The organism is Pseudomonas sp. H2_D02 (genome assembly GCF_054677635.1).
On record NZ_CP162816.1, the window covers coordinates 5456157 to 5476864 of the forward strand.

Consider the following 20708-nt stretch of genomic DNA (forward strand, 5'->3'; position numbering starts at 1 on the left):
CGATTTCCTTAATGGTCGTGGCCGCAATCCGGGCCATGGACATGGTCGTCATCGCTCATGTCAGCCGGCTCCATTTCCAGCTGCAGGCTGACCAGGTTGGTCGCCAATGGGCGCAACAGCAGGTTGGCGTATTCCTCGTCCCCTTCCTCGACATCGACGCCGATCAGCAGTTGGCCGCGGCCGTCCTGCTGGATCCACAGCTCCTTGCCTTGCCACATCACCGCGACACGGGTGCAGGAAGTTTCCAGTTGGGTGCCGTCGGTGTCTTCAAGGATCAGCTGCAGGGTATCGCTCATGTTTTTACATTCTCGTCTGGGGATAAGGCAACGCGCCCTGCTTTGACTGTAGTCAGGTCGCGCGCGCTTTCAATTGATCTGGAAAGGATAGACCGAGCCAAGTTTAAGGATTTGTGTCAGCTCATCCAGGGCCGACCGGCATTCCAGCAGCAATTGCGGGTCCGCCAGGTCGTTTTCGGTCATGCGGTCGCGGTAGTGAGTCTCGACCCATTGGGTCAGCGAATCGTACAGCGGCGCGGTCATGATAACCCCTGGGTTGACGGCCGCCAGCTCGGTTTCGTTCAGCGCCACGCGCAACCGCAGGCAAGCCGGGCCGCCACCGTTCTGCATGCTTTGCTTGAGGTCGAAGACCTGCACCTCACGGATGATGCCGCCAGAGCTTGTCAGGCCTTGCAGGTATTGCCAGACGCGTTCATTGCTACGGCATTCTTCCGGCACGATCAACAGCATCGAGCCGTCGGGACGCGACAGCAATTGGCTGTTGAACAGGTAGGAACGGACCGCGTCATCGACGGTGACCGCCGAACGCGGTACGCACACCGATTGAAATTTCCCACCGACCTTGGCGAGTTTGTCGCTCAGCTCGGCCAGCATCTTCTCGGTCTCGAGGAATGCATCCTCGTGGTAGAACAGCACCTCGCCGTTGCCCACCGCGATCACGTCGTTGTGGAAAACGCCCTGGTCGATCACCGCCGGGTTCTGCTGGGCGTACACGACGCCCTCCTCACTCAAGCCATGCAGGCGAGCGACGGCGCGGGAGGCTTCGAGGGTCTGGCGCGCCGGGTACTTCTGTGGCGACGGGAAACGACTGTCGAACGCACTGCGGCCGAACACGAAGAACTCGACGCCAGCCTCGCCATACGCGCGGCAGAAACGCGTGTGGTTGGCTGCACCTTCGTCACCGAATTGCGCCACGGCTGGCAGCGCGGCGTGGTGCGCGAAGTGTTGCTGGTTGGCGAACATCGCCCCCAACACGCGACTGGTGGTCGGATGCTCGATGCTGCGGTGGTATTTGCAGTTGAGGTTGGCGGCGGTGAAATGCACGCGGCCGTCAGCCGTGTCGGCGCTCGGGCTGACGGTGGCGGCGTTGGCGACCCACATGCTCGACGCCGAGCAACTGGCGACCAGCAGCGGCATCGCTTCTTTCGCGGCCTGCTGGATGACCTGCGCGTCGCTGCCGGCAAAGCCCAAGCGGCGCAAGGCCGCCACGTCCGGACGTTCCTGTGGCGCCAGCACACCTTGCTTGAACCCCATGTTCATCAGCGCTTTCATCTTCGCCAGGCCCTGCAGCGCCGCTTCCTTGGGGTTGGAGCATTGCTGGCTGTTGCTCTGGGAGGCGACGTTGCCGTAGGAGAGCCCGCCGTAGTTATGGGTCGGCCCCACTAGACCGTCAAAGTTGACTTCATAGGATTTCATCAGCGAGGCTCCACGAGAATCTGTTTTTTATAGGCATCAGTTAAGACCGCAGCGCGGTCTTCGCGAGCAGGCTCGCTCCCACAGGGCCTTGCACTGTCCTTGTAGGAGCGAGCTTGCTCGCGATTAGGGCTTAAACCATTTTTATGCCAGGCGTCAGGCTCACAGGCATGACCAGGCTCGGCGTCTCCAACGAAGCCACCGGATACGCGCAATAATCCGCCGCGTAATAAGCGCTGGCGCGATGGTTCCCCGAGGCGCCGACACCGCCGAACGGCGCGCTGCTGGCGGCGCCGGTCAGTTGCTTGTTCCAGTTGACGATGCCCGCACGGCTTTGCAACCAGAACTGCTCGTAGCGCTCCTGAGAGTCCGAGAGCAAGCCGGCGGCCAGGCCATATTGAGTATTGTTGGCTTCGGCGATCGCGCCGGCGAAATCTTTGTAACGTATAACCTGCAGCAACGGCCCGAACAATTCCTCGTCGGGGCGCTCGGCCACGGCGGTGACATCGAGGATCCCCGGCGTCAACAACGCCGCCTGGGATTGTGGCTGGGTCATGGACAGCAGCGGCACGGCCCCCTTGCCCAGCAAATGATTCTGCGCATCCATCAAGGCTTTCGCGGCGGCCAGGGAAACCACCGAGCCCATGAACGGCGCCGGTTGCTGGTCAAACGGCCCAACCTCAATGGTCGAGCTGACTTGCACCAGGCGCGCCAGCAAGGCATCGCCCCACGGGCCTTCCGGCACCAGCAGGCGGCGTGCGCACGTGCAGCGCTGGCCGGCGGAGATGAACGCAGACTGGATGATGGTGTACACCGCCGCATCGACATCGGCCACTTCATCCACCACCAGCGGATTGTTGCCGCCCATCTCCAGCGCGAGGATCTTGTCCGGACGACCGGAGAACTGTTGGTGCAACAGGTTGCCGGTACGGCTGGACCCGGTGAAGAACAGCCCGTCGATGCCCGGCTCCGCCGCCAGGGCAATACCGGTTTCACGCGCGCCTTGCAGCAGGTTCAGCACACCCGCCGGCAGGCCCGCTTCGGCCCAGCACTTGACCGTCAGCTCGGCGACTTTCGGCGTCAACTCGCTGGGCTTGAACAACACGCAGTTACCCGCCAGCAGCGCCGGCACAATGTGGCCGTTGGGCAAATGGCCGGGGAAGTTGTAAGGGCCGAACACCGCCACCACGCCGTGGGGCTTGTGGCGCAGCACGGCGGTGGCGTCGCCCAGGGGCCCGCTCTTTTCGCCGGTACGCTCGCGGTAGCTCTGCACCGAAATGGCGACCTTGTTGATCATGCTGGTGACTTCGGTGGCCGCTTCCCACAGTGGCTTGCCGGTTTCCTCACCGATGCAGCGGGCCAATTCGTCAGCGTGAGTCTTCAGGGTGCCGGCAAATGCTTCCAGTACCTGGATACGTTCGTCCAGCGGGCGCCGAGCCCAGTCCGGGAACGCCTGGCGCGCAGCCTGCACGGCGGATTCCACCTGGGCCGCCGTGGCGCCTCTTCCAGACCACAGCACTTGCTGGGTCACCGGATTCAACGACTCGAAGGCGTCGCCCTGGCCTTCCAGCCAACTTCCAGCGATGTACAACGATTTCATTATTTCGACTCCCGAGCAGCGGACAACGCCACGGCACGCACCTGGTCGCCAGCGTTGAGTTGAAGACGTTTGGCGGTCAGCGGATCGACCACCAGGGTGCCCGCGGCAAAGCGCGCCGGCGCCGCCGTGATGCGGCAGTCCTGGCATTTGCGGTTATGGATGAGGAATGGCGTGGCGTCATCGCCCGGCGTGCCGACGGCCAGCACCAGCGCCTGGCTGTCGCGGATCGCACGGATCTTGCCAGTCTCGCATTCGACGGCCGGGCCGGCATCGAAGATGTCGACGTAGCCCTGGTAGCTGAAGCCTTCGCTCTTGAGCATCGACAGCGCCGGCTCGGTGTCGGGATGAACCTGGCCAATCACGGCCCGGGCGTCCTCCGACAGGAAGCAGGTGTACAGCGGAAACTTGGGCATCAGTTCGGCAATGAACGCCTTGTTGCCCACGCCGGTCAGGTAATCGGCCTGGCTGAATTCCATCTTGAAGAAATGCCGGCCCAGGCTTTCCCAGAACGGCGAGCGGCCATTTTCGTCGGACATGCCACGCATTTCGGCAATGATCTTGTTGCCGAAAAGCTGCGGGAACTCGGCGATGAACAGCATCCGCGCCTTGGCCAACATCCGGCCATTGAGGCCGTTGCGGTAGTCCGCATGGAGGAACAACGAGCACAACTCGGAATTGCCCGTCAGGTCGTTGGCCAGGAACAGCGTCGGGATTTCCCGGTAGATGTTCAGTTCCTGGGAAGCACTGACCGTCAGGCCGACCCGGAAGTTGTACCAAGGCTCACGCAACCCCACGGCGCCAGCTATGGCGGAAATACCCACCACGCGACCGTCATCGTCTTCGAGCACGAACAGGTAGTCCGCGTCACCACGCCCGGCTTCGCCGCGAAACGTCTTCTCGGCCCAGCCAACCCGATGGGCCAGGCGCTCTTCGTTGGCCGGCAAGGTGGTCAGGCCGGTGCCGGTGCTGCGGGCCAGGGCGATCAGAGCGGGTAAATCGCTGCTGCGTACGGGACGAACGATCATGCTATCTCCTCAGACGGGCCGCTCACGCCACCCGCGAAACACTGCTGTTAAACCGCCACCAGGCGCACGCTGGCGCTTTCACCGACGCCCAGGGCTTCGGCTGCTTCCATGTCCAGCGTCACAGGCTTGCCTGGCGCGTAGTCGAGGTCGAGCAGCACGGCGCGGTAGTCCTGCAATTGGGCGTTGGCCACCAGGTATTGGCGACCGGCGCCCTTGACGGTTTCGCCGATCTTGACCGGCACCACGCGGCTCTGGGCGATCGAGCGGATCCCCGAGACGCGAGCATGCAAGGTCGGGCCACCGTCAAAAATGTCGATGTAGTGATCGGTCTCGAAACCCTCGCGCATCAGGATATCGAAGGTGATCTGTGCACGTGGATGGACCTGGCCCATGGCTTCCTGGGCGGCATCGGGCAACAGCGGCACGTAGATTGGGTAATGCGGCATCAGCTCGGCGAGGAAGGTCCGGCTTTTCAGCCCGCACAGACGCTCGGCGGCGGCGTAGTTGAGGTCGAAGAAGTTGCGACCGATGGCGTCCCAGAACGGCGAGTCACCATTTTCATCGCTGTAGCCAACGATCTCGGTCACCACCGAATCGGCAAAGCGCTCCGGATGGCTGGCGACGAACAGCAGGCGCCCACGGGAATTGAGTTCGGCCCAAGGCGACCCGACCAGTTCCGGCACGACGTAGAAACTCGTCAACAGGCTGTTGCCGGTCAGGTCGTGGCACTGGGAGAGTACGTGGATCTTGTTATGGATCTTCAGCTCGCGGGACGCATGGACGAAGGTCTCGTTGCGAAAGCTGTAGAACGGCTCGGAGTATCCCGCCGACGCAACGATGGCCGAACAGCCCACCAACTTGCCGGTAGCGGTGTCTTCGAGGACAAAGAAATAGCTCTCTTCGCCGTTGAAACTGACTTCGGCGGCGAACGAGGCTTCGCTTGCGGCGATCTTATCGCTCAGGCGTTCCACGTCATCCGGCAAGGAAGTGACACCGATCGGGCTGTCCGCAGCCAGACGCTGTACCTCGCCCAGATCAGCCATTTGCGCGGGGCGCATCACCAGCATGGTGTCACTCCTTAACTTGAAATAAACGGTTCGACCATTGGGTCGATACACAGAAAAAAACTAAACGAACACCCAGGCATCTATCAAATCTGCGGCGGTCTTCGATTTCTCAGCCGCTGCAAGACTCCTGTGGGAGCGAGCTTGCTCGCGATAGCGGTGTATCAGTCACATTGATACTGGCTCATCCGCCGCCATCGCGAGCAAGCTCGCTCCCACAAGGGATTCGGTCCAGCCTCAGGCTTGGGTCAACTTCGCCGCAGCCCGTTCGAAGCGGTCCAGGCCGGCGTCGATGTCGGCGTCTTCCACCACCAGGCTCGGGGCGAAACGAATCACGTCCGGGCCGGCTTGCAGGATCATCAGGCCTTCCTGTTCGGCGGCATTGAAGATGTCCTTGGCCTTGCCCTTCCAGGCGTCGTTCAGCACGCAACCGATCAGCAGGCCCAGGCCACGCACCTGGGTAAACAGGCCGTACTTCACGCCGATCTGCTCCAGGCGGGTCTTGAACTTGTCGTGCTTGGCCTTGACGCCATTGAGCACCTCAGGCGTGTTGACCACGTCGATCACCGCCTCGGCCACCGCGCAGGCCAGCGGGTTGCCGCCGTAGGTGGTGCCATGGGTGCCGACGACGAGGTGCTTGGCCAGTGCTTCGGTGGTGAGCATCGCCGCGATCGGGAAACCACCGCCCAGGCTCTTGGCGCTGGTGAGGATGTCCGGGACCACGCCGTAATGCATGTAGGCGAACAAGTGGCCGCTGCGGCCCATGCCGGTCTGCACTTCGTCGAACACCAGCAGCGCGTTGTGCGTATCGCACAGTTCGCGGGCGCCTTGCAGGTAAGCCAATTCGGCCGGCAACACACCACCCTCGCCCTGGATCGGTTCCAGCACCACGGCGCAGGTCTTGTCCGAGACCGCCGCTTTCAAAGCGGCCAGGTCGTTGTAAGGAACGTGGGTGATGCCGGTGATTTTAGGACCGAAACCGTCGGAGTACTTCGACTGCCCGCCGACGTTGACGGTGAACAGCGTGCGACCGTGGAAGCTATTGAGCGCAGCGATGATTTCGTATTTTTCGCTGCCAAAACGATCGAACGCGACGCGACGGGCCAGCTTGAAAGCGGCCTCGTTGGCTTCGGCACCGGAGTTGCAGAAGAACGCACGCTCGGCGAAGGTCGCGTCGACCAGCTTATGGGCCAGGCGCAAGGCCGGCTCATTGGTGAAAACGTTCGATACGTGCCACAGCTTGTTGGCCTGTTCGGTCAAGGCTCCGACCAGAACCGGGTGGGCATGGCCCAGCACGTTGACTGCGATACCGCCAGCAAAATCGATCAGCTCGCGACCGGACTGGTCCCACACGCGGGAACCGGCACCACGCACAGGGATGAAGGCAGCAGGTGCATAGTTGGGAACCATCACCTGGTCGAAATCGGCGCGTTGTACCGCGGCTTGCTCAACGGACATCGGAGTCTCCTGAAGAGGAACACCCACCTGGAACTGGCGGGCTTGGTAAGGATTGTAAGGACAGTTTTCAGCCCGGCCTTGCCGCCAAGCGACAACTTCTTATAGCGCCAACCCACGTTTTTCGCGGGTTTACGGCAATGCGACAAATAGCGTCGCAAAGGCGCAGTTTAAACGTTGCCGGTGTATTTGAGGTCCCTGCATCTACATTTCCCTCGGCCATGCAAAACACACCTTGTGGCGAGGGGATTTATCCCCGCTGGGGTGCGAAGCGCCCCCTAAAGCCAGGCTGCTCGGTGTGCCAGATAGATTGGGTTGGCTGTCTTGGGGCTGCTTCGCAGCCCAGCGGGGATAAATCCCCTCGCCACAGGGTTACATGCACTACCCATATAAGGGGTTGCGCCAGCTTTAGCCCCGTTCGGACGGCACCGAGGACAATTCGAACGGGCTGCTGCTACGCCGCTGGTTACGGTCTTCTCGCGGCGTGGCACCAAAGAAGTTGCGATAGGCGCTGGAAAAATGAGGGCCGGAAGAGAAACCGCAGGACAGGCCGATCTGGATGATGGACTTGCTGGTCTGCATCAACATCTGCCGCGCCTTGTTCAGGCGCAGTTCCAGGTAATACTGGCTCGGCACACGATTGAGGTACTGCTTGAAGATCCGCTCCAGCTGCCGACGGGACACGCACACATGCTGGGCGATTTCGTCGGTGGTCAGCGGCTCCTCGATATTGGCCTCCATCAGCAGCACGGCCTGGGTGAGCTTCGGATGGCTGGACCCCAAGCGATTCTGCAACGGAATGCGCTGGCGCTCACCGCCCTCGCGAATGCGCTCGACCACCAGTTCTTCCGACACCGCGCCGGCCAATTCGGCACCGTGGTCACGGGCCAGAACCGCCAACAGCAAATCGAGCACCGACATTCCGCCGCAGGCACTCAGGCGATCGCGATCCCAGTCAAACAGATGACTGGTGGCGATGACTTTGGGGAAGCGCTCGGAGAAATCATCCTGCCAGCGCCAGTGCACGGCAGCCCGATAGCCATCGAGCAAACCCAACTGGGCCAGTGGATAGACGCCGAGCGGACAAACCACCAATGACGCAACCGGCCCGCACCAATTGTTTAAGCGCACTGCTCAGCGGCGAAGCCAGCGCAGTCGGCGGCTCATCGGCCACCAGGAACAGTTTCTGCAAACCTTCGAGCTTGCCCGCCCACGGTTCGCCCGGCAGTTGCCAGGCGCCCTCGGTCGGAGGCTCGGCTTGAAGAAACGACAGCTCGTAGACCACGTCCGGATGCACTCGCTGAGCGACACGCAAGGCCTCCTCGGCCAGCGCCAGCGTCAAGGCTTTAGTGCTGGGCCAAATCAGGAAACCTATTCGATGGGCAGTCATGGCGGGCGATCCGAAGCGAAAACAGTGTTAAAGCCAAAAGCGGCTGCAACCAAATTAGACCATCTGGCGCGCGGTGCGCAGCATGACCCAAATCAGGTGCGTAACGGGAGCGATTACTTGAGGCTGCCCGACAGGAATTGCTGCAGGCGCTCCGATTGCGGATTGACCAGCACTTCGCGCGGGTTGCCACTTTCTTCGACGATGCCTTTGTGCAGGAACACCAACTGGTTCGACACTTCACGGGCAAAGCCCATTTCGTGGGTCACCACCACCATGGTCCGGCCTTCCAGGGCCAGGGCTTGCATGACCTTGAGCACATCGCCGACCAATTCCGGATCAAGGGCCGAAGTCGGCTCATCGAACAGCATCACCTCAGGCTCCATTGCCAGCGCACGGGCGATCGCCACGCGTTGCTGCTCGCCGCCGGACATGTGGCCTGGGTAGGCATCCTTGCGATGGGCCACGCCGACCTTGTTCAGGTAGTGCTCGGCCTTCTCGCGGGCTTCGGCCTTGGGCACGCCCAGCACATGGACCGGCGCTTCGATGATGTTTTCCAGCGCGGTCATGTGAGACCACAGGTTGAAATGCTGGAACACCATCGACAACCGCGAACGCATGCGCTGCAGTTGCTTGGGGTCCGAAGCCTTCATCGCGCCGTCCTTGCCGGCGACCAGTTTCAACTCTTCGTTGTTGAGCAGGATCTTGCCAGCGTGGGGTTGCTCAAGCAGGTTGATGCAACGCAGGAAAGTACTCTTGCCGGAACCACTGGAGCCGATGATGCTGATCACATCGCCAGCCGCGGCTTTCAGGGACACGCCCTTGAGCACTTCGTGACTGCCATAGCGTTTATGCAGGTCTTGGACTTCAAGCTTGTACATGCGGTCGGTTCTCACAAAACGTCAGTCGTTGAGCAGTCGATCGGATCGATGCGTTATCAGTGCTTGCGCGGCGCCAGGTAACCCAGCCAGCGGCGCTCGGCCAGCTTGAACAGGCGCACCAGGATGAAGGTCAGGCACAGGTAGAACACACCGGCGGTGATGTAGGCCTCGAACGGCAAGTAATACTGCGCGTTCACCGTGCGCGCGGCACCGGTAATGTCGATCAGGGTCACGATGGACGCGAGACTGGTGGTCTGCAACATCATGATCACTTCGTTGCTGTACTGCGGCAGTGCCCGGCGCAGGGCCGACGGCAACAGGATCCGGCGATACAGCTTGTAGCGCGACATGCCCATGGCCTTGGCTGCTTCGATCTCACCATTGGGCGTGGCCCGCAGGCTGCCGGCGATGATTTCAGCGGTGTAGGCGCTGGTGTTGATGGCGAACGCCAGGCAGGCGCAGAACGTTGCGCTGGACAGCCATGGCCAGAGGAAGCTCTCGCGCACGATGGCGAACTGCGCAAGCCCGTAGTAGATCAGGAACAGCTGCACCAGCATCGGCGTGCCGCGGATCACATAGGTGTAGAGCCAGGCCGTCATGTTGACGATCGGCTGTTTCGACACCCGCATCAGCCCCAGGGGCAGCGCCGCCAACAGGCCGAAGAACAGCGACAAAGCCAACAATTTGAGGGTGGTCAGCAAGCCACTGAAGTACAGCGGCAAGGCTTCGTAGATGACGTTGTAGTCGAAGATCATAGATCAGCCGCCCTTACGCCTACCGAGTAGCGCTTCTCAAGGTGACGCAATGCCAGCAACGAGACGCTGGTGATCACCAGGTACATCGCCGCCACCGCGAGGAAGAAGGTGAAAGGCTCGCGAGTAGCATCCGCCGCCTGCTTGGCCTTGAACATCATGTCTTGCAGGCCCACCACCGAAATCAACGCGGTGGCCTTGGTCAACACCAACCAGTTGTTGGTGAAGCCCGGAATCGCCAGGCGAATCATCTGCGGCACCAGCACCCGGAAGAACACCTGGAAGCCGTTCATGCCGTACGCCATGCCCGCCTCGGCCTGCCCCTTGGGGATCGCCATGAAAGCACCGCGGAACGTTTCCGACAGGTAGGCACCGAAAATGAAGCCCAGGGTACCGATACCGGCCGCCAGCGGGTTCAGGTCGATGTAGTCGTCATAGCCAAGCATCGGCGCGACGCGGTTGAGCAGGTCCTGGCCGCCGTAGAAAATCAGCAGGATCAGCACCAGGTCGGGAATGCCGCGGATAACCGTTGAATACAGGTCGCCCAGCCACGCCAGCCAACGCACCGGCGAGAGGCGCAAGGCAACACCGATCAGCCCCAGGACGATGGCCAGGGCCATGGACGACAAGGCGAGCTGAAGCGTCAACCATGCGCCATCGAGGATGACAGCCCCGTAGCCTTTCAACATGATTCAGGTCCTCGAAAATGGGATGAAAAAATGGCGCAAACCGCAGAGATCCTGTTGCTTGCGCCATTTCGCCGCAGTGGCGGGACGTGGTTACTTGCCGTAGATATCGAAGGCGAAGTACTTGTCCTGGATTTGCTTGTACTTGCCGTTCTCGCGAATGGCGGCAATGGCCGTGTTGATCTTGTCTTTCAGCGCATCGCCCTTGCGAACCGCGATACCGACGCCGTCGCCAAAGTACTTGACGTCAGTGAAGGCCGGGCCGACGAACGCAAAGCCCTTGCCGGCGTCGGTCTTGAGGAAACCGTCATCCAACAGCGTAGCGTCTGCCACGGTGCCGTCGAGGCGGCCGGCGGAGACGTCCAGGTAGATTTCGTTCTGCGAGCCGTACGGCTTGATCTCGGCGCCCAGCGGGGCCAGGACTTCGCGGGCGAATCGCTCATGGATCGAACCGCGCTGCACGCCAATGTTCTTGCCCTTGAGCTCGGCCAGGCTGTCGCTGACCTGGGTGCCGGCCTTCATCACCAGACGGGCCGGGGTGTTGTAGTACTTGTTGGTGAAGTCCACGGACTTCTTGCGATCTTCAGTGATCGACATGGACGACAGGATCGCGTCGATCTTGCGCACCTTCAGCGCCGGGATCAGGCCATCGAACTCTTGCTCGACCCACACGCACTTGACCTTCATCTCTTCGCACAGCGCGTTGCCGATGTCGTAGTCGAAACCGACGATACTGCCATCCGGAGCCTTGGAGGCAAACGGAGGGTAAGCCGCTTCGATACCGATCTTCAGGGGCTTCTCGTCAGCGAAGGTTGGCAGGGACAGCACGGACAGTGCCAGGGCGCCAAGCAGCACAAGTTTCTTCATCTTGGGACTCCATCGGTAAAGGGCAAAAACGGCAGAGTGAGCAACAGCCCAATATGCGAATGGGTGAAACGAACTTTGGTGCTGCGTCCGACAAGCGCGCATTTTAGTCAACGCAGGTCACGACGAGCGAGTGATCGGCATTCTAACGACAGGCCCGAAGTCGATATTTCTTCAATGCGACAACAAATTACAGAAGCACCGAGAAAGCTGTTCGAGCACATTGACAGTCTCGCAAATTCATGCAAGAGCAACAGAAAGGGAACCAATCATCGCTGCAAATAGCGGGCCCATTATTCGCAAACCCTTCTAATCCGGCAAGCACAGCGTGTCGGCTTGTTTTTCGAAACGCTTGAAAACGCCCTGCAACGGGGCTTGGCGTTTCACATCGCCCCGTTGTGGCGCCTTTGGTTACACATTTCGAAACACCGGTAACGTTCAGACGCGTCCTACATTGAACGCCGATATTTATTCACCCACCTGTCAGCCAAACGCCAGCCCCTGTGGCGAGGGAGCTTGCTCCCGCTGGGCTGCGAAGCAGCCCCAAAAGCCAGGCACCGGGGTCGTTCTACAACGAACCTGTGGCGAGGGGATTTATCCCCGCTGGGCTGCGAAGCGGCCCTAAAGCCAGGCAACTCGGTGTGCCAGACAAATTGAGTTGACTGCCTTGGGGCTGCTTCGCAGCCCAACGGGGATAAATCCCCTCGCCACAAAAGTGAGCGCCGCAGGCCTATATAAAAAAGCCCCGCCCGGCAAACGCCGGGCGGGGCTTTTCAGTGTTACACGCGACCGTCAGGCAACGTTCATGGTCTTGTGCGTCTCGATCAGGTGCGCCACCACACCCGGGTCGGCCAGGGTGGAGATATCACCCAACCCGTCGTATTCCGCGGTAGCGATCTTGCGCAGGATGCGGCGCATGATCTTGCCGGAGCGGGTTTTCGGCAGCCCCGGTGCCCACTGGATCACGTCCGGCGAAGCAATCGGACCGATCTCCTTGCGCACCCAGTTCTTCAATTCCAGGCGCAAGGCTTCGCTGGTTTCTTCGCCGGCATTGAGGGTGACGTAGACATAGATGCCCTGCCCCTTGATGTCGTGCGGCACGCCCACCACCGCCGCTTCGGCGACTTTCGGGTGGGCAACCATCGCGCTTTCGATCTCGGCCGTACCCATGCGGTGGCCGGACACGTTGAGCACATCGTCCACTCGACCGGTGATCCAGTAGTAGCCGTCCTCGTCGCGACGGGCACCGTCACCCGTGAAGTACATGCCACTGAAGGTCTTGAAGTAGGTGTCGACAAAACGGTCATGGTCGCCGTACAGCGTACGCGCCTGGCCCGGCCACGAGTCGAGGATCACCAGGTTGCCTTCGGCGGCGCCTTCGATCAGGTTGCCGAGGTTGTCCACCAGCGCCGGCACTACACCGAAGAATGGGCGGGTTGCGGAACCCGGTTTCAACGCCGTGGCGCCTGGCAGCGGGCTGATCAACACGCCACCGGTCTCGGTCTGCCACCAGGTATCGACGATCGGGCAACGCTCCTTGCCGACATTCTTGTAGTACCAGTCCCAGGCTTCCGGGTTGATCGGCTCACCCACCGAACCCAGCAGGCGCAGGCTGCTGCCGTCGGCGCCTTCGACAGCGGCAGTGCCCGAGGCCATCATCGCGCGGATCGCGGTCGGCGCGGTGTAGAGGATGCTGACCTTATGCTTGTCGACAACCTTGGCCACGCGGGTGATGTCCGGGTAGTTCGGCACGCCTTCGAACAGCAGCGTGGTCGCGCCATTGGCCAACGGGCCGTAGACGATGTAGCTGTGACCGGTGACCCAACCCACGTCGGCGGTGCACCAGTAGACCTCGCCCGGCTTGTAGTCGAACACACGCTCATGGGTCAGCGCCGCGTACAGCAAGTAACCGGCAGTGGTGTGCTGCACGCCCTTGGGCTTGCCGGTGGAACCGGAGGTGTAGAGGATGAACAGCGCTTCTTCGGCGCCCATTTCCTTCGGCGCGCAAACGGTACCGGCCACCTTCATCAGGTCTTCGTACCAGATGTCGCGGTGCTGGTTCCACTTGATGTTGCCCGCCGTGCGCTTGCACACGATGACCTTCTGGATGCTGCTGGTTTCCGGGTTGGTCAGCGCGTCATCGACGTTGGCCTTGAGCGGGATCTTCTTGCCGGCGCGAATGCCTTCGTCAGCAGTGATCACCACTTTGGATTTGCAGTCGATGATCCGACCGGCCAAGGCTTCAGGGGAAAAACCACCGAACACCACCGAGTGAATCGCACCGATGCGGGTACAGGCCAGCATCGCGACCACGGCCTCGGGGATCATCGGCATGTAGATGGTCACCACGTCGCCGCGGTGTACGTCCTGGCCGCGCAGGGCGTTGGCGAACTTGCAGACTTCTTCATGCAGCTCGCGATAGGTGATGTTGCGGCTCTCGGATGGGTCATCGCCTTCCCAGATGATCGCAATTTGATCACCGCGCTCGGCCAGATGACGGTCGAGGCAGTTGTAGGACACGTTCAAGGTGCCGTCGGCAAACCATTTGATGTCGACATGGTGATCGTCGAAAGAAGTCTGCTTCACCGTGGTGAAAGGCTTGATCCAATCGAGGCGCTTGGCCTGCTCGCGCCAGAAGCCATCGGGGTTGACGACCGACTGCTGGTACATGGCCTTGTAGGTCGCCTCGTCAGTCAGCGTGTTGGCCGCAACCTCGGGACGAACGGGATACACAGAAGCCGCACTCATCTTTCTTACCTCGGTGACAATAGTTGTTTTTGTATGGTTCCGTTGTAGCTTGGGGCGGGCCTATAGAACCATTCGACGATGGTAGTAACAAGTCCCTACAAAATGTCGGTACTAACCCGCAAAGCCACCTGAAGATATCTTCATGTGGGAGCGAGCCTGCTCGCGAAGACGGCGGTAAATCCCACATAGATATAGCAGGCATCCCCTAGCCCCCACGCCGATTATTACCAGATCAACCAACAGTGTTTATCAAAACCGAGTCTGTTTACCCCCACCCCCTCCTTCTAAAATCCACCTCGCCAACCGGCAAACACGATTGACGCAACACAGCCCCCACGAAGGCCGTTGATCCAACTTCCAACACTTGCTCCACACGCAACCCCAAAAAGGTTGCGTGACCCCACTCGACCTCAAAAAAGGTGAAATACAGATGAAAGCTTTATGGGTTCTGGTCCTCGGCAGCCTGTGCGCCACCGCGATGGCGGACGAGGCCCCGACCGATGTTGCACAGCAAAAACCGGCAATCGAGGAGTACACCTACTCCACCCACCTGGACATCGCCAAAGTTATCTACATGAGCGACATCCCGAATGTCTGCGAAGTGGTCCCGGCGAAGATGGAATACGACGACTCCAAGGGCCAACGCCACATCCTGCGCTACAGCGTCATGGGCAACGGTTGCTCCAACGGCTGATCAACCTAATCGAACCAGGACCAACCCTCATGAAAAGCAAACTGATCCTCACCCTGACCCTGTCCGTACTGGCTGCCAGCACCTTCGCCGCCGACGGATTCGATCGCACCGGTTCCGCCGCCGCAATCAAGCGCTACGACCTGATGGATACCGCCACGATTGCCACCGACGATCACGACCGCACACACACCGCGACCGTCGCCACCGATGACCGCGACCATGCCGATTCGGCGCGTACCGACTGATCATTACTGGCAACTTCCATGGCTCGATTTCGATCGGGCCAGGTTGTGTCTGGAACCGCCGAAAACCCTTCACAAACACAACATGTAGTGCAAAACCGCAAAAAACGCTGATTTTTTGATCAAAAAAAAACCGCGATCCGCACCCTGCAAAAAAAATCTTCAACGGCCAAAGCCTTGTAAACCCTCGCTCCCACGCGGATATACCCCCCGCCGCCCCTTCTGTGAGCTATTTCGCCACACCACGTAGGCAAAAAAGTCCTTATAATGCCGCCTTAAACGGGCCTGCAATATTCCCTTACAGGGGATCACGCCAGCCTGGAGCCCACGCAGGGGCCCATCGCCTCCCCGCGTTCACCGCTGCTCCGGAATGACCCGTACATTTTTCTGTTTATTGCCTGCGTCAGCTGCTGCAACAAACGATTTTTCAAGATCCACCGCGGCCAGTAGGCCTTCATTGGGCATCTGGCCCTCACGCAGGAGACGACACGTCATGCTGAGCTGGGACGAATTCGACAAAGAAGACAGTGGCGAAGTCGCTGTAAAAGGCGCCAACGCCGGCCACGCTTCTGAAGCCAACATGGACCGCCTCGACAGCGCCGGCGGTGCCGCCGCCCTCGAAGCCCGGGCCGTGACGGCCAGCGACTCGGCCGCGATCATTCGCGCCAAGGCCGCCCTCGACAAACTCGACGTCGCCGAAGGCCTCGCCGAACTCGAAGGCGCCTCCGCCCGTGTCGCCGTCGATGAAAAGCGCATGATCAACTGCCGCGCCGACCTCAACCAGCTCGTGCCATTCAAATACGACTGGGCCTGGCAGAAGTACCTGGACGGCTGCGCAAACCACTGGATGCCGCAAGAAGTCAACATGACCGCCGACATCGCCCTCTGGAAAAACCCGGAAGGCCTGACCGACGACGAACGCCGCATCGTGATGCGCAACCTGGGCTTCTTCTCCACCGCCGACTCCCTGGTTGCCAACAACCTGGTCCTGGCCGTGTACCGCCTGATCACCAACCCGGAGTGCCGCCAGTACATCCTGCGCCAGGCCTTCGAAGAGGCGATCCATACCCACGCCTACCAGTACTGCATCGAATCGCTGGCCATGGATGAAGGCGAAATCTTCAACATGTACCACGAGATCCCATCGGTCGCGAAAAAAGCCGCCTGGGGCCTGAAATACACCCGTTCGATCTCCGATCCGAAGTTCGAAACCGGCACCCCGGACACCGACAAAGAGCTGCTGCGCAACCTGATCGCCTATTACTGCGTCCTGGAAGGCATCTTCTTCTACTGCGGCTTCACCCAGATCCTCTCCATGGGCCGCCGCAACAAGATGACCGGCGTCGCCGAGCAGTTCCAGTACATCCTGCGCGACGAATCCATGCACCTGAACTTCGGCATCGACGTGATCAACCAGATCAAAATCGAAAACCCACACTTGTGGGATGCCGAGATGAAGGAAGAAGCGACCCAGATGATCCTGCAAGGGACCCAACTGGAAATCGAATACGCCCGCGACACCATGCCTCGCGGTGTATTGGGGATGAACGCGGCGATGATGGAGGACTACCTCAAGTTCATCGCTAACCGTCGCTTGTCGCAGATTGGCTTGAAAGAAGAGTATCCGGGGACGACGAATCCGTTCCCTTGGATGAGCGAGATCATGGACTTGAAGAAAGAGAAGAACTTCTTTGAGACTCGGGTGATTGAGTATCAGACGGGTGGGGCTTTGAGCTGGGATTGATTCGAAAGACAGATCCTAGGCTGCATGCGTAACTAAAACCCCGTGAAACGGGGTTTTTGCATTTCTACAGGACCCAAACCGCGTTTAACTTCAGGACAGGCATACCACCTCTGCCCTACGACAAACTCAGATTTTTTCCGTATTGACCCCGTATCGCCTCGTTACCTATCTTAGTCGCAGGTGCCTAAGAAACGCCCAACGTAGTAGCTAATCGCCGAACATGGAATCGCGTACTGTCCGAGGACACGTGCAATTCCGTGGGGGGAAAATAGCCAGTTGGGATTTTTCTTACATCCTCTACGTCGGGCTCGCGCCACTAACTTTCAAACGTAGAGGTAGTTATGCCCACAAGAATGCAGCTCTGCTTTCCGTATGTCTCGGAGAACCGTCATGCCTGACGCTTACAGTCCGGCGGTTTTTACCCGTCATAACGTTAATTTTCATGCCCTTCTGCTTGAAAACCAAGCTTGGTTCAGCGCCTCCGATTTGGGGCGCTTGATGAGCAAACACCTCGATGAACGCATGACCCGCAAGCTTGACCCTGACCAGCGCCGGATGATGCTCGTGCATGTCCACGGCTTGACCGAAGAGCGTCTGATGCTGAGCGAATCGGGCGTTTATGCGTTGCTGGTTTATCACTACTGTCCTGAATATCGGTTGCTGCGTGAGTGGATCACGCATCAGGTGGTGCCTACCCTACGGGATGAGCGCTATTCGCATAAGGTGGAACGGCCTAAATTGAGCGTGTTGGATTGGCCGAAGATGTCGCTCTGCATGCTGCACTGGCAGGATGAGCCATGGATTCGCTTGCGGGATATGCCGGCGCTGCTGGTGGATGATCCGTTTGGGCAGCATGAGTCATGGTGGCGGAAAGCTTCTCGGATTTTGCGAGGGTCTTGAGATTCAATCAGAGGCCGTCGTCCGTGTTCGAGCGACGTTTTTTGTTGGTCATATGGAATGAGGGCTGCTGCGCAGCCCAGCGGGAGCAAGCTCCCTCGCCACGGGTGTAGGCTCTGAAGAACTTCAGCGTCTGTTGATAGAAAAGAATTTATGGAGATATGTAATGACGAAAAAAATAAGAAGTGAGGCCTTCGAGTCGATTCACAGCTCGGCCGAAGCGTTGCTGAAAGTAGGCGCTATCGACGAGGCCACCATGCGAGAGTTCGACGAGGCCTGCATGGCTGAGGTATCTGCTGAACTCTCAGATCAAGAAGATTCGCCTGAACTCAGAGCTAGCCCTCAAACCCCTTGATGACGTCCTCGGGAGTGCGGTCGAAATCCGCCAGCATCCGAATATTCCCCTTCAATCGACCAGGCTTGCGCGCCTGCGGTGTAGCGACATGAGGCAGCAGTTCCAGATAAGGCTTGCCGGCCTTGGTGATCACCACCCTGTCGCCCTGCCATGCACGTGCACCCAGTTGTAAGAGCTGGGACTTTGCTTCGCGCAGGGTTACTTGAACCTGTTCGCTCATACACCGTCTCCGCTCATTCGCCTGGGCCATTGTCGCCATCCTTTACCTTTTTAGTGGATCTGAGAGTAGCAACTCTACCGGGCTGCTTTGTGGGCTTTCGTTTAGGGTTAGCGCCGCGAGCGGGCGCTTTGGGGTCGATTTTTTGCGGTCGGGGTGGCGGCGTGTAAAGAGGTACAGCAGCCATCAACCCCAAGCGCAATCCAAACTTTCTCAGGATCGCATCGAGGGTGCTGATGCTCGGATTACCCTTGTCCTTTTCGATCTGGTAGAGAGCCTTTGTCGACATCTTGCACATAACTGCGAAGGTCTCTTGGTCGAGCCCAGTAACCTCAAGTCTCAGCCGGCGGATAGAGGTTCCCAAGGTTTGGGTCCCTGTCATATGTTGCATGACGATGTCGTCAATGATCGCCCTGCGTCGTTCACCCGTGTTCTCTTTCATCGAAATTCTATTTGTTGTTTCGGCATTATATTGCCGGTTATCTGGAAGGTCAGGCCATAACCGGCATTATGATACCGATTACGTCAATCTGGGACCGGAAAAGAGGCCGCTTCGCAACCCAGCGGGGCGGGGCGACGTTTCGCTAAATCACTTCGCCACATGCAGGTGGCAGGCTTGATGGCTGAATTGTTTGTGGTAGTCGCGAGCGCCCTCCTCCCCACCACCCTTCCCCCATTTATGAAAAACCGCCTTGCGTTCTTCGCTATAACCCTAGAAGCAACCGCAAATTAGACTTGCCGGAATCAAGTCCGCGTTGTGATCAAGGAAGACAACATGCAAGAAATCTCCAGCATCAACTGGTTGCTTTGGCTATCGACCATGGTGCCGCTGACCCTGAGTGCAGGCCCTGGCAACTTGATGGTGGCGACGTCGGGTGCGCAAAGCGGTGTGCGTCGCTCGGTGCGGTTTATCGTTGGGCTCGACATGACTTACTTCCTGATCGCCGTGCTGGTCGGCCTAGGCCTTTATCACACGCTGACGGACAACCCGACACTGGTATGGGCGCTGCAAGTGGTGGGCAGTTTCTACATCTTTTGGCGGGGTGTGCGCATACTGCGTCGGCCACTGAAGGCGCCCACCGACAAGGCCATGCATTTGCAATTTCGGGACGGCATTGTTGTGCAACTGGGCAACGTGCAAGGGATCGTGATGTTGCTGGTGATGTTTTCCACGTTCATGCCTTCCGGAGAGACCAGCAGCACGGTCGTGTTGATCCTCAGTGCGGCGCTGATTTCGCTGAACTTCTTCTCGCACGTCATCTGGGTGTCGATGGGGTCGACCGTGCAGAAACTGATCCAATCGCGCCCCAAATGGTTGATGTTTCAGAACGCTGCGTTCGGCCTGATGTTGATAGCGGTTGCTGTTTGGATTTTCCTGCGCATCGGTCCGCTTTAAGGAGGTTCCCATGGCCAGACCCACTGTTCATGCAATATCGCCGTGAAACAGCTCCGTCAGATACTCCACCACTCGATCAACGCGACTCACACCCTGGGTAGCCTGGTTGCGCAGCAACCAGATTTCCGAGCTGCGCCCAGGGCGATCGGCCCACACCTGGCACAGACCGGACTGATGTCCGACATAGACGGGTAACGCGGCAATCCCCAGATCGGCTTCGACGGCCTTGAGCTGCGCATTCAGGTTTGAAACGCGCATCCACAGCCTCGGGTCCCCGGCCATCTCGCTCAACCATTGGGCGAGCGGCATATACGACATTTCTTCGGTCCAGCCGATCAGGCTGTGGTGCTTGAGGTCGGCGGGTTCGGCCGGCAGACCGTTGGCATCGGCATACGCCTGGGAGCAGAAAAGCCCCTGCGTCAGTGTCCCGACCCGGCGCATGGTAAAGTTTCCATTCTCGGGCCTGCGCAAGCGGATAATGATGTCGCTGTGGCTCTGTGTGAGTTTCGACGACACCGCCGAGTTAATGAAGTCGAAGCTGATCTCTGGGTGCTGATCCTGAAATACAGCGAGTTGCGGAATGATCAAGTGCGTGCCCATGAGCTCCGGGCAATCGATGCGCACCTGCCCCGCCATCCGATCACCCGGCTGCGACATCTGCCGCTCGATCAGTTTGAAACGCTCCTCCGTTTCCAGTGCCAATGGCAGCATCACCCTTCCCGCCTCAGTCAGGAAGTAGCCGTTCGTGTTCTTCGAAAACAATACCGTACCGAGCGATTCCTCAAGTGCCGCGATCTTGCGCGACACCGTCGAGGTCGAAACCTTGAGCGAGATTCCGGCCTCGGTCACGTTGTTCGATTTAGCCACGAAGATAAAGACCTTCAGATCATCCCAATCCATGTTGATGACATACCCAAAAATGGAAAATCGATCTCTTCCTATTTCTATTCGAAATAACTAGAGGCCACGTTATCGAGAAAAACCGGCATTAT

The 20708-nt window shown here is 59.4% G+C and carries 19 protein-coding genes and 1 pseudogene; 5 read left to right on the forward strand and 15 right to left on the reverse strand.

The features are described from left to right. Positions 1 to 8: 8 nt before the first annotated feature. From AB4N42_RS25040 to acs, 12 genes and pseudogenes are all read right to left on the reverse strand, one after another. On the reverse strand, positions 9 to 296 hold the full coding sequence (locus AB4N42_RS25040) for a hypothetical protein (RefSeq protein ID WP_030142452.1): 288 nt from the start codon (positions 294 to 296) through the stop codon (positions 9 to 11). A gap of 69 nt (positions 297 to 365) precedes the next feature. Beyond that, positions 366 to 1712, reverse strand: a complete 1347-nt coding sequence (gene astB / locus AB4N42_RS25045) for an N-succinylarginine dihydrolase (RefSeq protein ID WP_460115488.1) — start codon at positions 1710 to 1712, stop codon at positions 366 to 368. A gap of 130 nt (positions 1713 to 1842) precedes the next feature. Then, positions 1843 to 3312: a succinylglutamate-semialdehyde dehydrogenase gene (astD, locus tag AB4N42_RS25050; protein WP_217861970.1), complete on the reverse strand. Its 1470-nt coding sequence runs from the start codon at positions 3310 to 3312 to the stop codon at positions 1843 to 1845. Continuing rightward, the gene (astA, locus tag AB4N42_RS25055) at positions 3309 to 4334 is read right to left on the reverse strand and encodes an arginine N-succinyltransferase (protein ID WP_217861412.1); all 1026 of its coding nucleotides are present in this window, start codon (positions 4332 to 4334) and stop codon (positions 3309 to 3311) included. Before astA ends, astD begins: the two co-directional genes overlap by 4 nt. A gap of 47 nt (positions 4335 to 4381) precedes the next feature. Further along, positions 4382 to 5401 carry an arginine/ornithine succinyltransferase subunit alpha gene (gene aruF / locus AB4N42_RS25060; RefSeq protein ID WP_431145922.1) on the reverse strand — a complete coding sequence of 340 codons (1020 nt, stop codon included), beginning with the start codon at positions 5399 to 5401 and terminating at the stop codon, positions 4382 to 4384. Positions 5402 to 5635: 234 nt separating this feature from the next. Further along, the gene (locus tag AB4N42_RS25065) at positions 5636 to 6856 is read right to left on the reverse strand and encodes an aspartate aminotransferase family protein (protein ID WP_460115489.1); all 1221 of its coding nucleotides are present in this window, start codon (positions 6854 to 6856) and stop codon (positions 5636 to 5638) included. A 405-nt stretch (positions 6857 to 7261) separates the two neighbouring features. Continuing rightward, positions 7262 to 8243, reverse strand: a pseudogene (gene argR, locus AB4N42_RS25070) (transcriptional regulator ArgR). A 113-nt stretch (positions 8244 to 8356) separates the two neighbouring features. After that, positions 8357 to 9121, reverse strand: a complete 765-nt coding sequence (locus AB4N42_RS25075; protein ID WP_030142459.1) for an ABC transporter ATP-binding protein — start codon at positions 9119 to 9121, stop codon at positions 8357 to 8359. 56 nt (positions 9122 to 9177) lie between these two features. Beyond that, positions 9178 to 9876: an ABC transporter permease gene (locus AB4N42_RS25080; RefSeq protein ID WP_030142460.1), complete on the reverse strand. Its 699-nt coding sequence runs from the start codon at positions 9874 to 9876 to the stop codon at positions 9178 to 9180. After that, on the reverse strand, positions 9873 to 10562 hold the full coding sequence (locus AB4N42_RS25085; protein WP_003178836.1) for an ABC transporter permease: 690 nt from the start codon (positions 10560 to 10562) through the stop codon (positions 9873 to 9875). The genes AB4N42_RS25080 and AB4N42_RS25085 overlap by 4 nt, the downstream gene beginning before the upstream one ends. Before the next feature lie 90 nt (positions 10563 to 10652). Further along, positions 10653 to 11426, reverse strand: a complete 774-nt coding sequence (locus AB4N42_RS25090; protein ID WP_217861409.1) for an ABC transporter substrate-binding protein — start codon at positions 11424 to 11426, stop codon at positions 10653 to 10655. A 789-nt stretch (positions 11427 to 12215) separates the two neighbouring features. Next, on the reverse strand, positions 12216 to 14171 hold the full coding sequence (gene acs / locus AB4N42_RS25095) for an acetate--CoA ligase (RefSeq protein WP_030142462.1): 1956 nt from the start codon (positions 14169 to 14171) through the stop codon (positions 12216 to 12218). A 430-nt stretch (positions 14172 to 14601) separates the two neighbouring features. Between acs and AB4N42_RS25100 the strand changes: the two genes are divergently transcribed. The 4 genes from AB4N42_RS25100 (at position 14602) to AB4N42_RS25115 (ending at position 17751) form a co-directional block, all read left to right on the forward strand. After that, positions 14602 to 14865, forward strand: a complete 264-nt coding sequence (locus tag AB4N42_RS25100) for a DUF2790 domain-containing protein (protein WP_030142463.1) — start codon at positions 14602 to 14604, stop codon at positions 14863 to 14865. Positions 14866 to 14894: 29 nt separating this feature from the next. Continuing rightward, positions 14895 to 15110 carry a hypothetical protein gene (locus AB4N42_RS25105; protein WP_198797915.1) on the forward strand — a complete coding sequence of 72 codons (216 nt, stop codon included), beginning with the start codon at positions 14895 to 14897 and terminating at the stop codon, positions 15108 to 15110. Positions 15111 to 15600: 490 nt separating this feature from the next. Further along, complete coding sequence (locus tag AB4N42_RS25110) at positions 15601 to 16851, forward strand: ribonucleotide-diphosphate reductase subunit beta (RefSeq protein WP_030142465.1); 1251 nt, start codon at positions 15601 to 15603, stop codon at positions 16849 to 16851. Between the two features lie 390 nt (positions 16852 to 17241). Further along, positions 17242 to 17751, forward strand: a complete 510-nt coding sequence (locus AB4N42_RS25115; protein ID WP_460115490.1) for a BRO-N domain-containing protein — start codon at positions 17242 to 17244, stop codon at positions 17749 to 17751. Positions 17752 to 18083: 332 nt separating this feature from the next. On the opposite strand, the gene AB4N42_RS25120 is transcribed toward AB4N42_RS25115, so the two are convergent. Both AB4N42_RS25120 and AB4N42_RS25125 read right to left on the reverse strand, forming a co-directional pair. Next, positions 18084 to 18323 carry a type II toxin-antitoxin system Phd/YefM family antitoxin gene (locus AB4N42_RS25120; RefSeq protein ID WP_460115491.1) on the reverse strand — a complete coding sequence of 80 codons (240 nt, stop codon included), beginning with the start codon at positions 18321 to 18323 and terminating at the stop codon, positions 18084 to 18086. Between the two features lie 13 nt (positions 18324 to 18336). Next, on the reverse strand, positions 18337 to 18762 hold the full coding sequence (locus AB4N42_RS25125; RefSeq protein WP_460115492.1) for a helix-turn-helix transcriptional regulator: 426 nt from the start codon (positions 18760 to 18762) through the stop codon (positions 18337 to 18339). 333 nt (positions 18763 to 19095) lie between these two features. Here AB4N42_RS25125 and AB4N42_RS25130 point away from each other — a divergent pair, with 333 nt between their 5' ends. Then, on the forward strand, positions 19096 to 19716 hold the full coding sequence (locus AB4N42_RS25130) for a LysE family translocator (protein ID WP_460115493.1): 621 nt from the start codon (positions 19096 to 19098) through the stop codon (positions 19714 to 19716). Between the two features lie 27 nt (positions 19717 to 19743). Here AB4N42_RS25130 and AB4N42_RS25135 read toward each other — a convergent pair whose 3' ends face one another. Further along, complete coding sequence (locus tag AB4N42_RS25135; RefSeq protein ID WP_460115494.1) at positions 19744 to 20616, reverse strand: LysR family transcriptional regulator; 873 nt, start codon at positions 20614 to 20616, stop codon at positions 19744 to 19746. Positions 20617 to 20708 lie beyond the last annotated feature (92 nt).

Bases quoted from the DNA above. Each gene is read 5' to 3' on its own strand.
- AB4N42_RS25040 (WP_030142452.1), bottom strand. From the start codon at position 296: ATGAGCGATACCCTGCAGCTGATCCTTGAAGACACCGACGGCACCCAA.
- astB (WP_460115488.1), bottom strand. From the start codon at position 1,712: ATGAAATCCTATGAAGTCAACTTTGACGGTCTAGTGGGGCCGACCCAT.
- astA (WP_217861412.1), bottom strand. From the start codon at position 4,334: ATGATCGTTCGTCCCGTACGCAGCAGCGATTTACCCGCTCTGATCGCC.
- aruF (WP_431145922.1), bottom strand. From the start codon at position 5,401: ATGCTGGTGATGCGCCCCGCGCAAATGGCTGATCTGGGCGAGGTACAG.
- AB4N42_RS25065 (WP_460115489.1), bottom strand. From the start codon at position 6,856: ATGTCCGTTGAGCAAGCCGCGGTACAACGCGCCGATTTCGACCAGGTG.
- AB4N42_RS25075 (WP_030142459.1), bottom strand. From the start codon at position 9,121: ATGTACAAGCTTGAAGTCCAAGACCTGCATAAACGCTATGGCAGTCAC.
- AB4N42_RS25080 (WP_030142460.1), bottom strand. From the start codon at position 9,876: ATGATCTTCGACTACAACGTCATCTACGAAGCCTTGCCGCTGTACTTC.
- AB4N42_RS25085 (WP_003178836.1), bottom strand. From the start codon at position 10,562: ATGTTGAAAGGCTACGGGGCTGTCATCCTCGATGGCGCATGGTTGACG.
- AB4N42_RS25090 (WP_217861409.1), bottom strand. From the start codon at position 11,426: ATGAAGAAACTTGTGCTGCTTGGCGCCCTGGCACTGTCCGTGCTGTCC.
- acs (WP_030142462.1), bottom strand. From the start codon at position 14,171: ATGAGTGCGGCTTCTGTGTATCCCGTTCGTCCCGAGGTTGCGGCCAAC.
- AB4N42_RS25100 (WP_030142463.1), top strand. From the start codon at position 14,602: ATGAAAGCTTTATGGGTTCTGGTCCTCGGCAGCCTGTGCGCCACCGCG.
- AB4N42_RS25105 (WP_198797915.1), top strand. From the start codon at position 14,895: ATGAAAAGCAAACTGATCCTCACCCTGACCCTGTCCGTACTGGCTGCC.
- AB4N42_RS25110 (WP_030142465.1), top strand. From the start codon at position 15,601: ATGCTGAGCTGGGACGAATTCGACAAAGAAGACAGTGGCGAAGTCGCT.
- AB4N42_RS25115 (WP_460115490.1), top strand. From the start codon at position 17,242: ATGCCTGACGCTTACAGTCCGGCGGTTTTTACCCGTCATAACGTTAAT.
- AB4N42_RS25120 (WP_460115491.1), bottom strand. From the start codon at position 18,323: ATGAGCGAACAGGTTCAAGTAACCCTGCGCGAAGCAAAGTCCCAGCTC.
- AB4N42_RS25125 (WP_460115492.1), bottom strand. From the start codon at position 18,762: ATGAAAGAGAACACGGGTGAACGACGCAGGGCGATCATTGACGACATC.
- AB4N42_RS25130 (WP_460115493.1), top strand. From the start codon at position 19,096: ATGCAAGAAATCTCCAGCATCAACTGGTTGCTTTGGCTATCGACCATG.
- AB4N42_RS25135 (WP_460115494.1), bottom strand. From the start codon at position 20,616: ATGGATTGGGATGATCTGAAGGTCTTTATCTTCGTGGCTAAATCGAAC.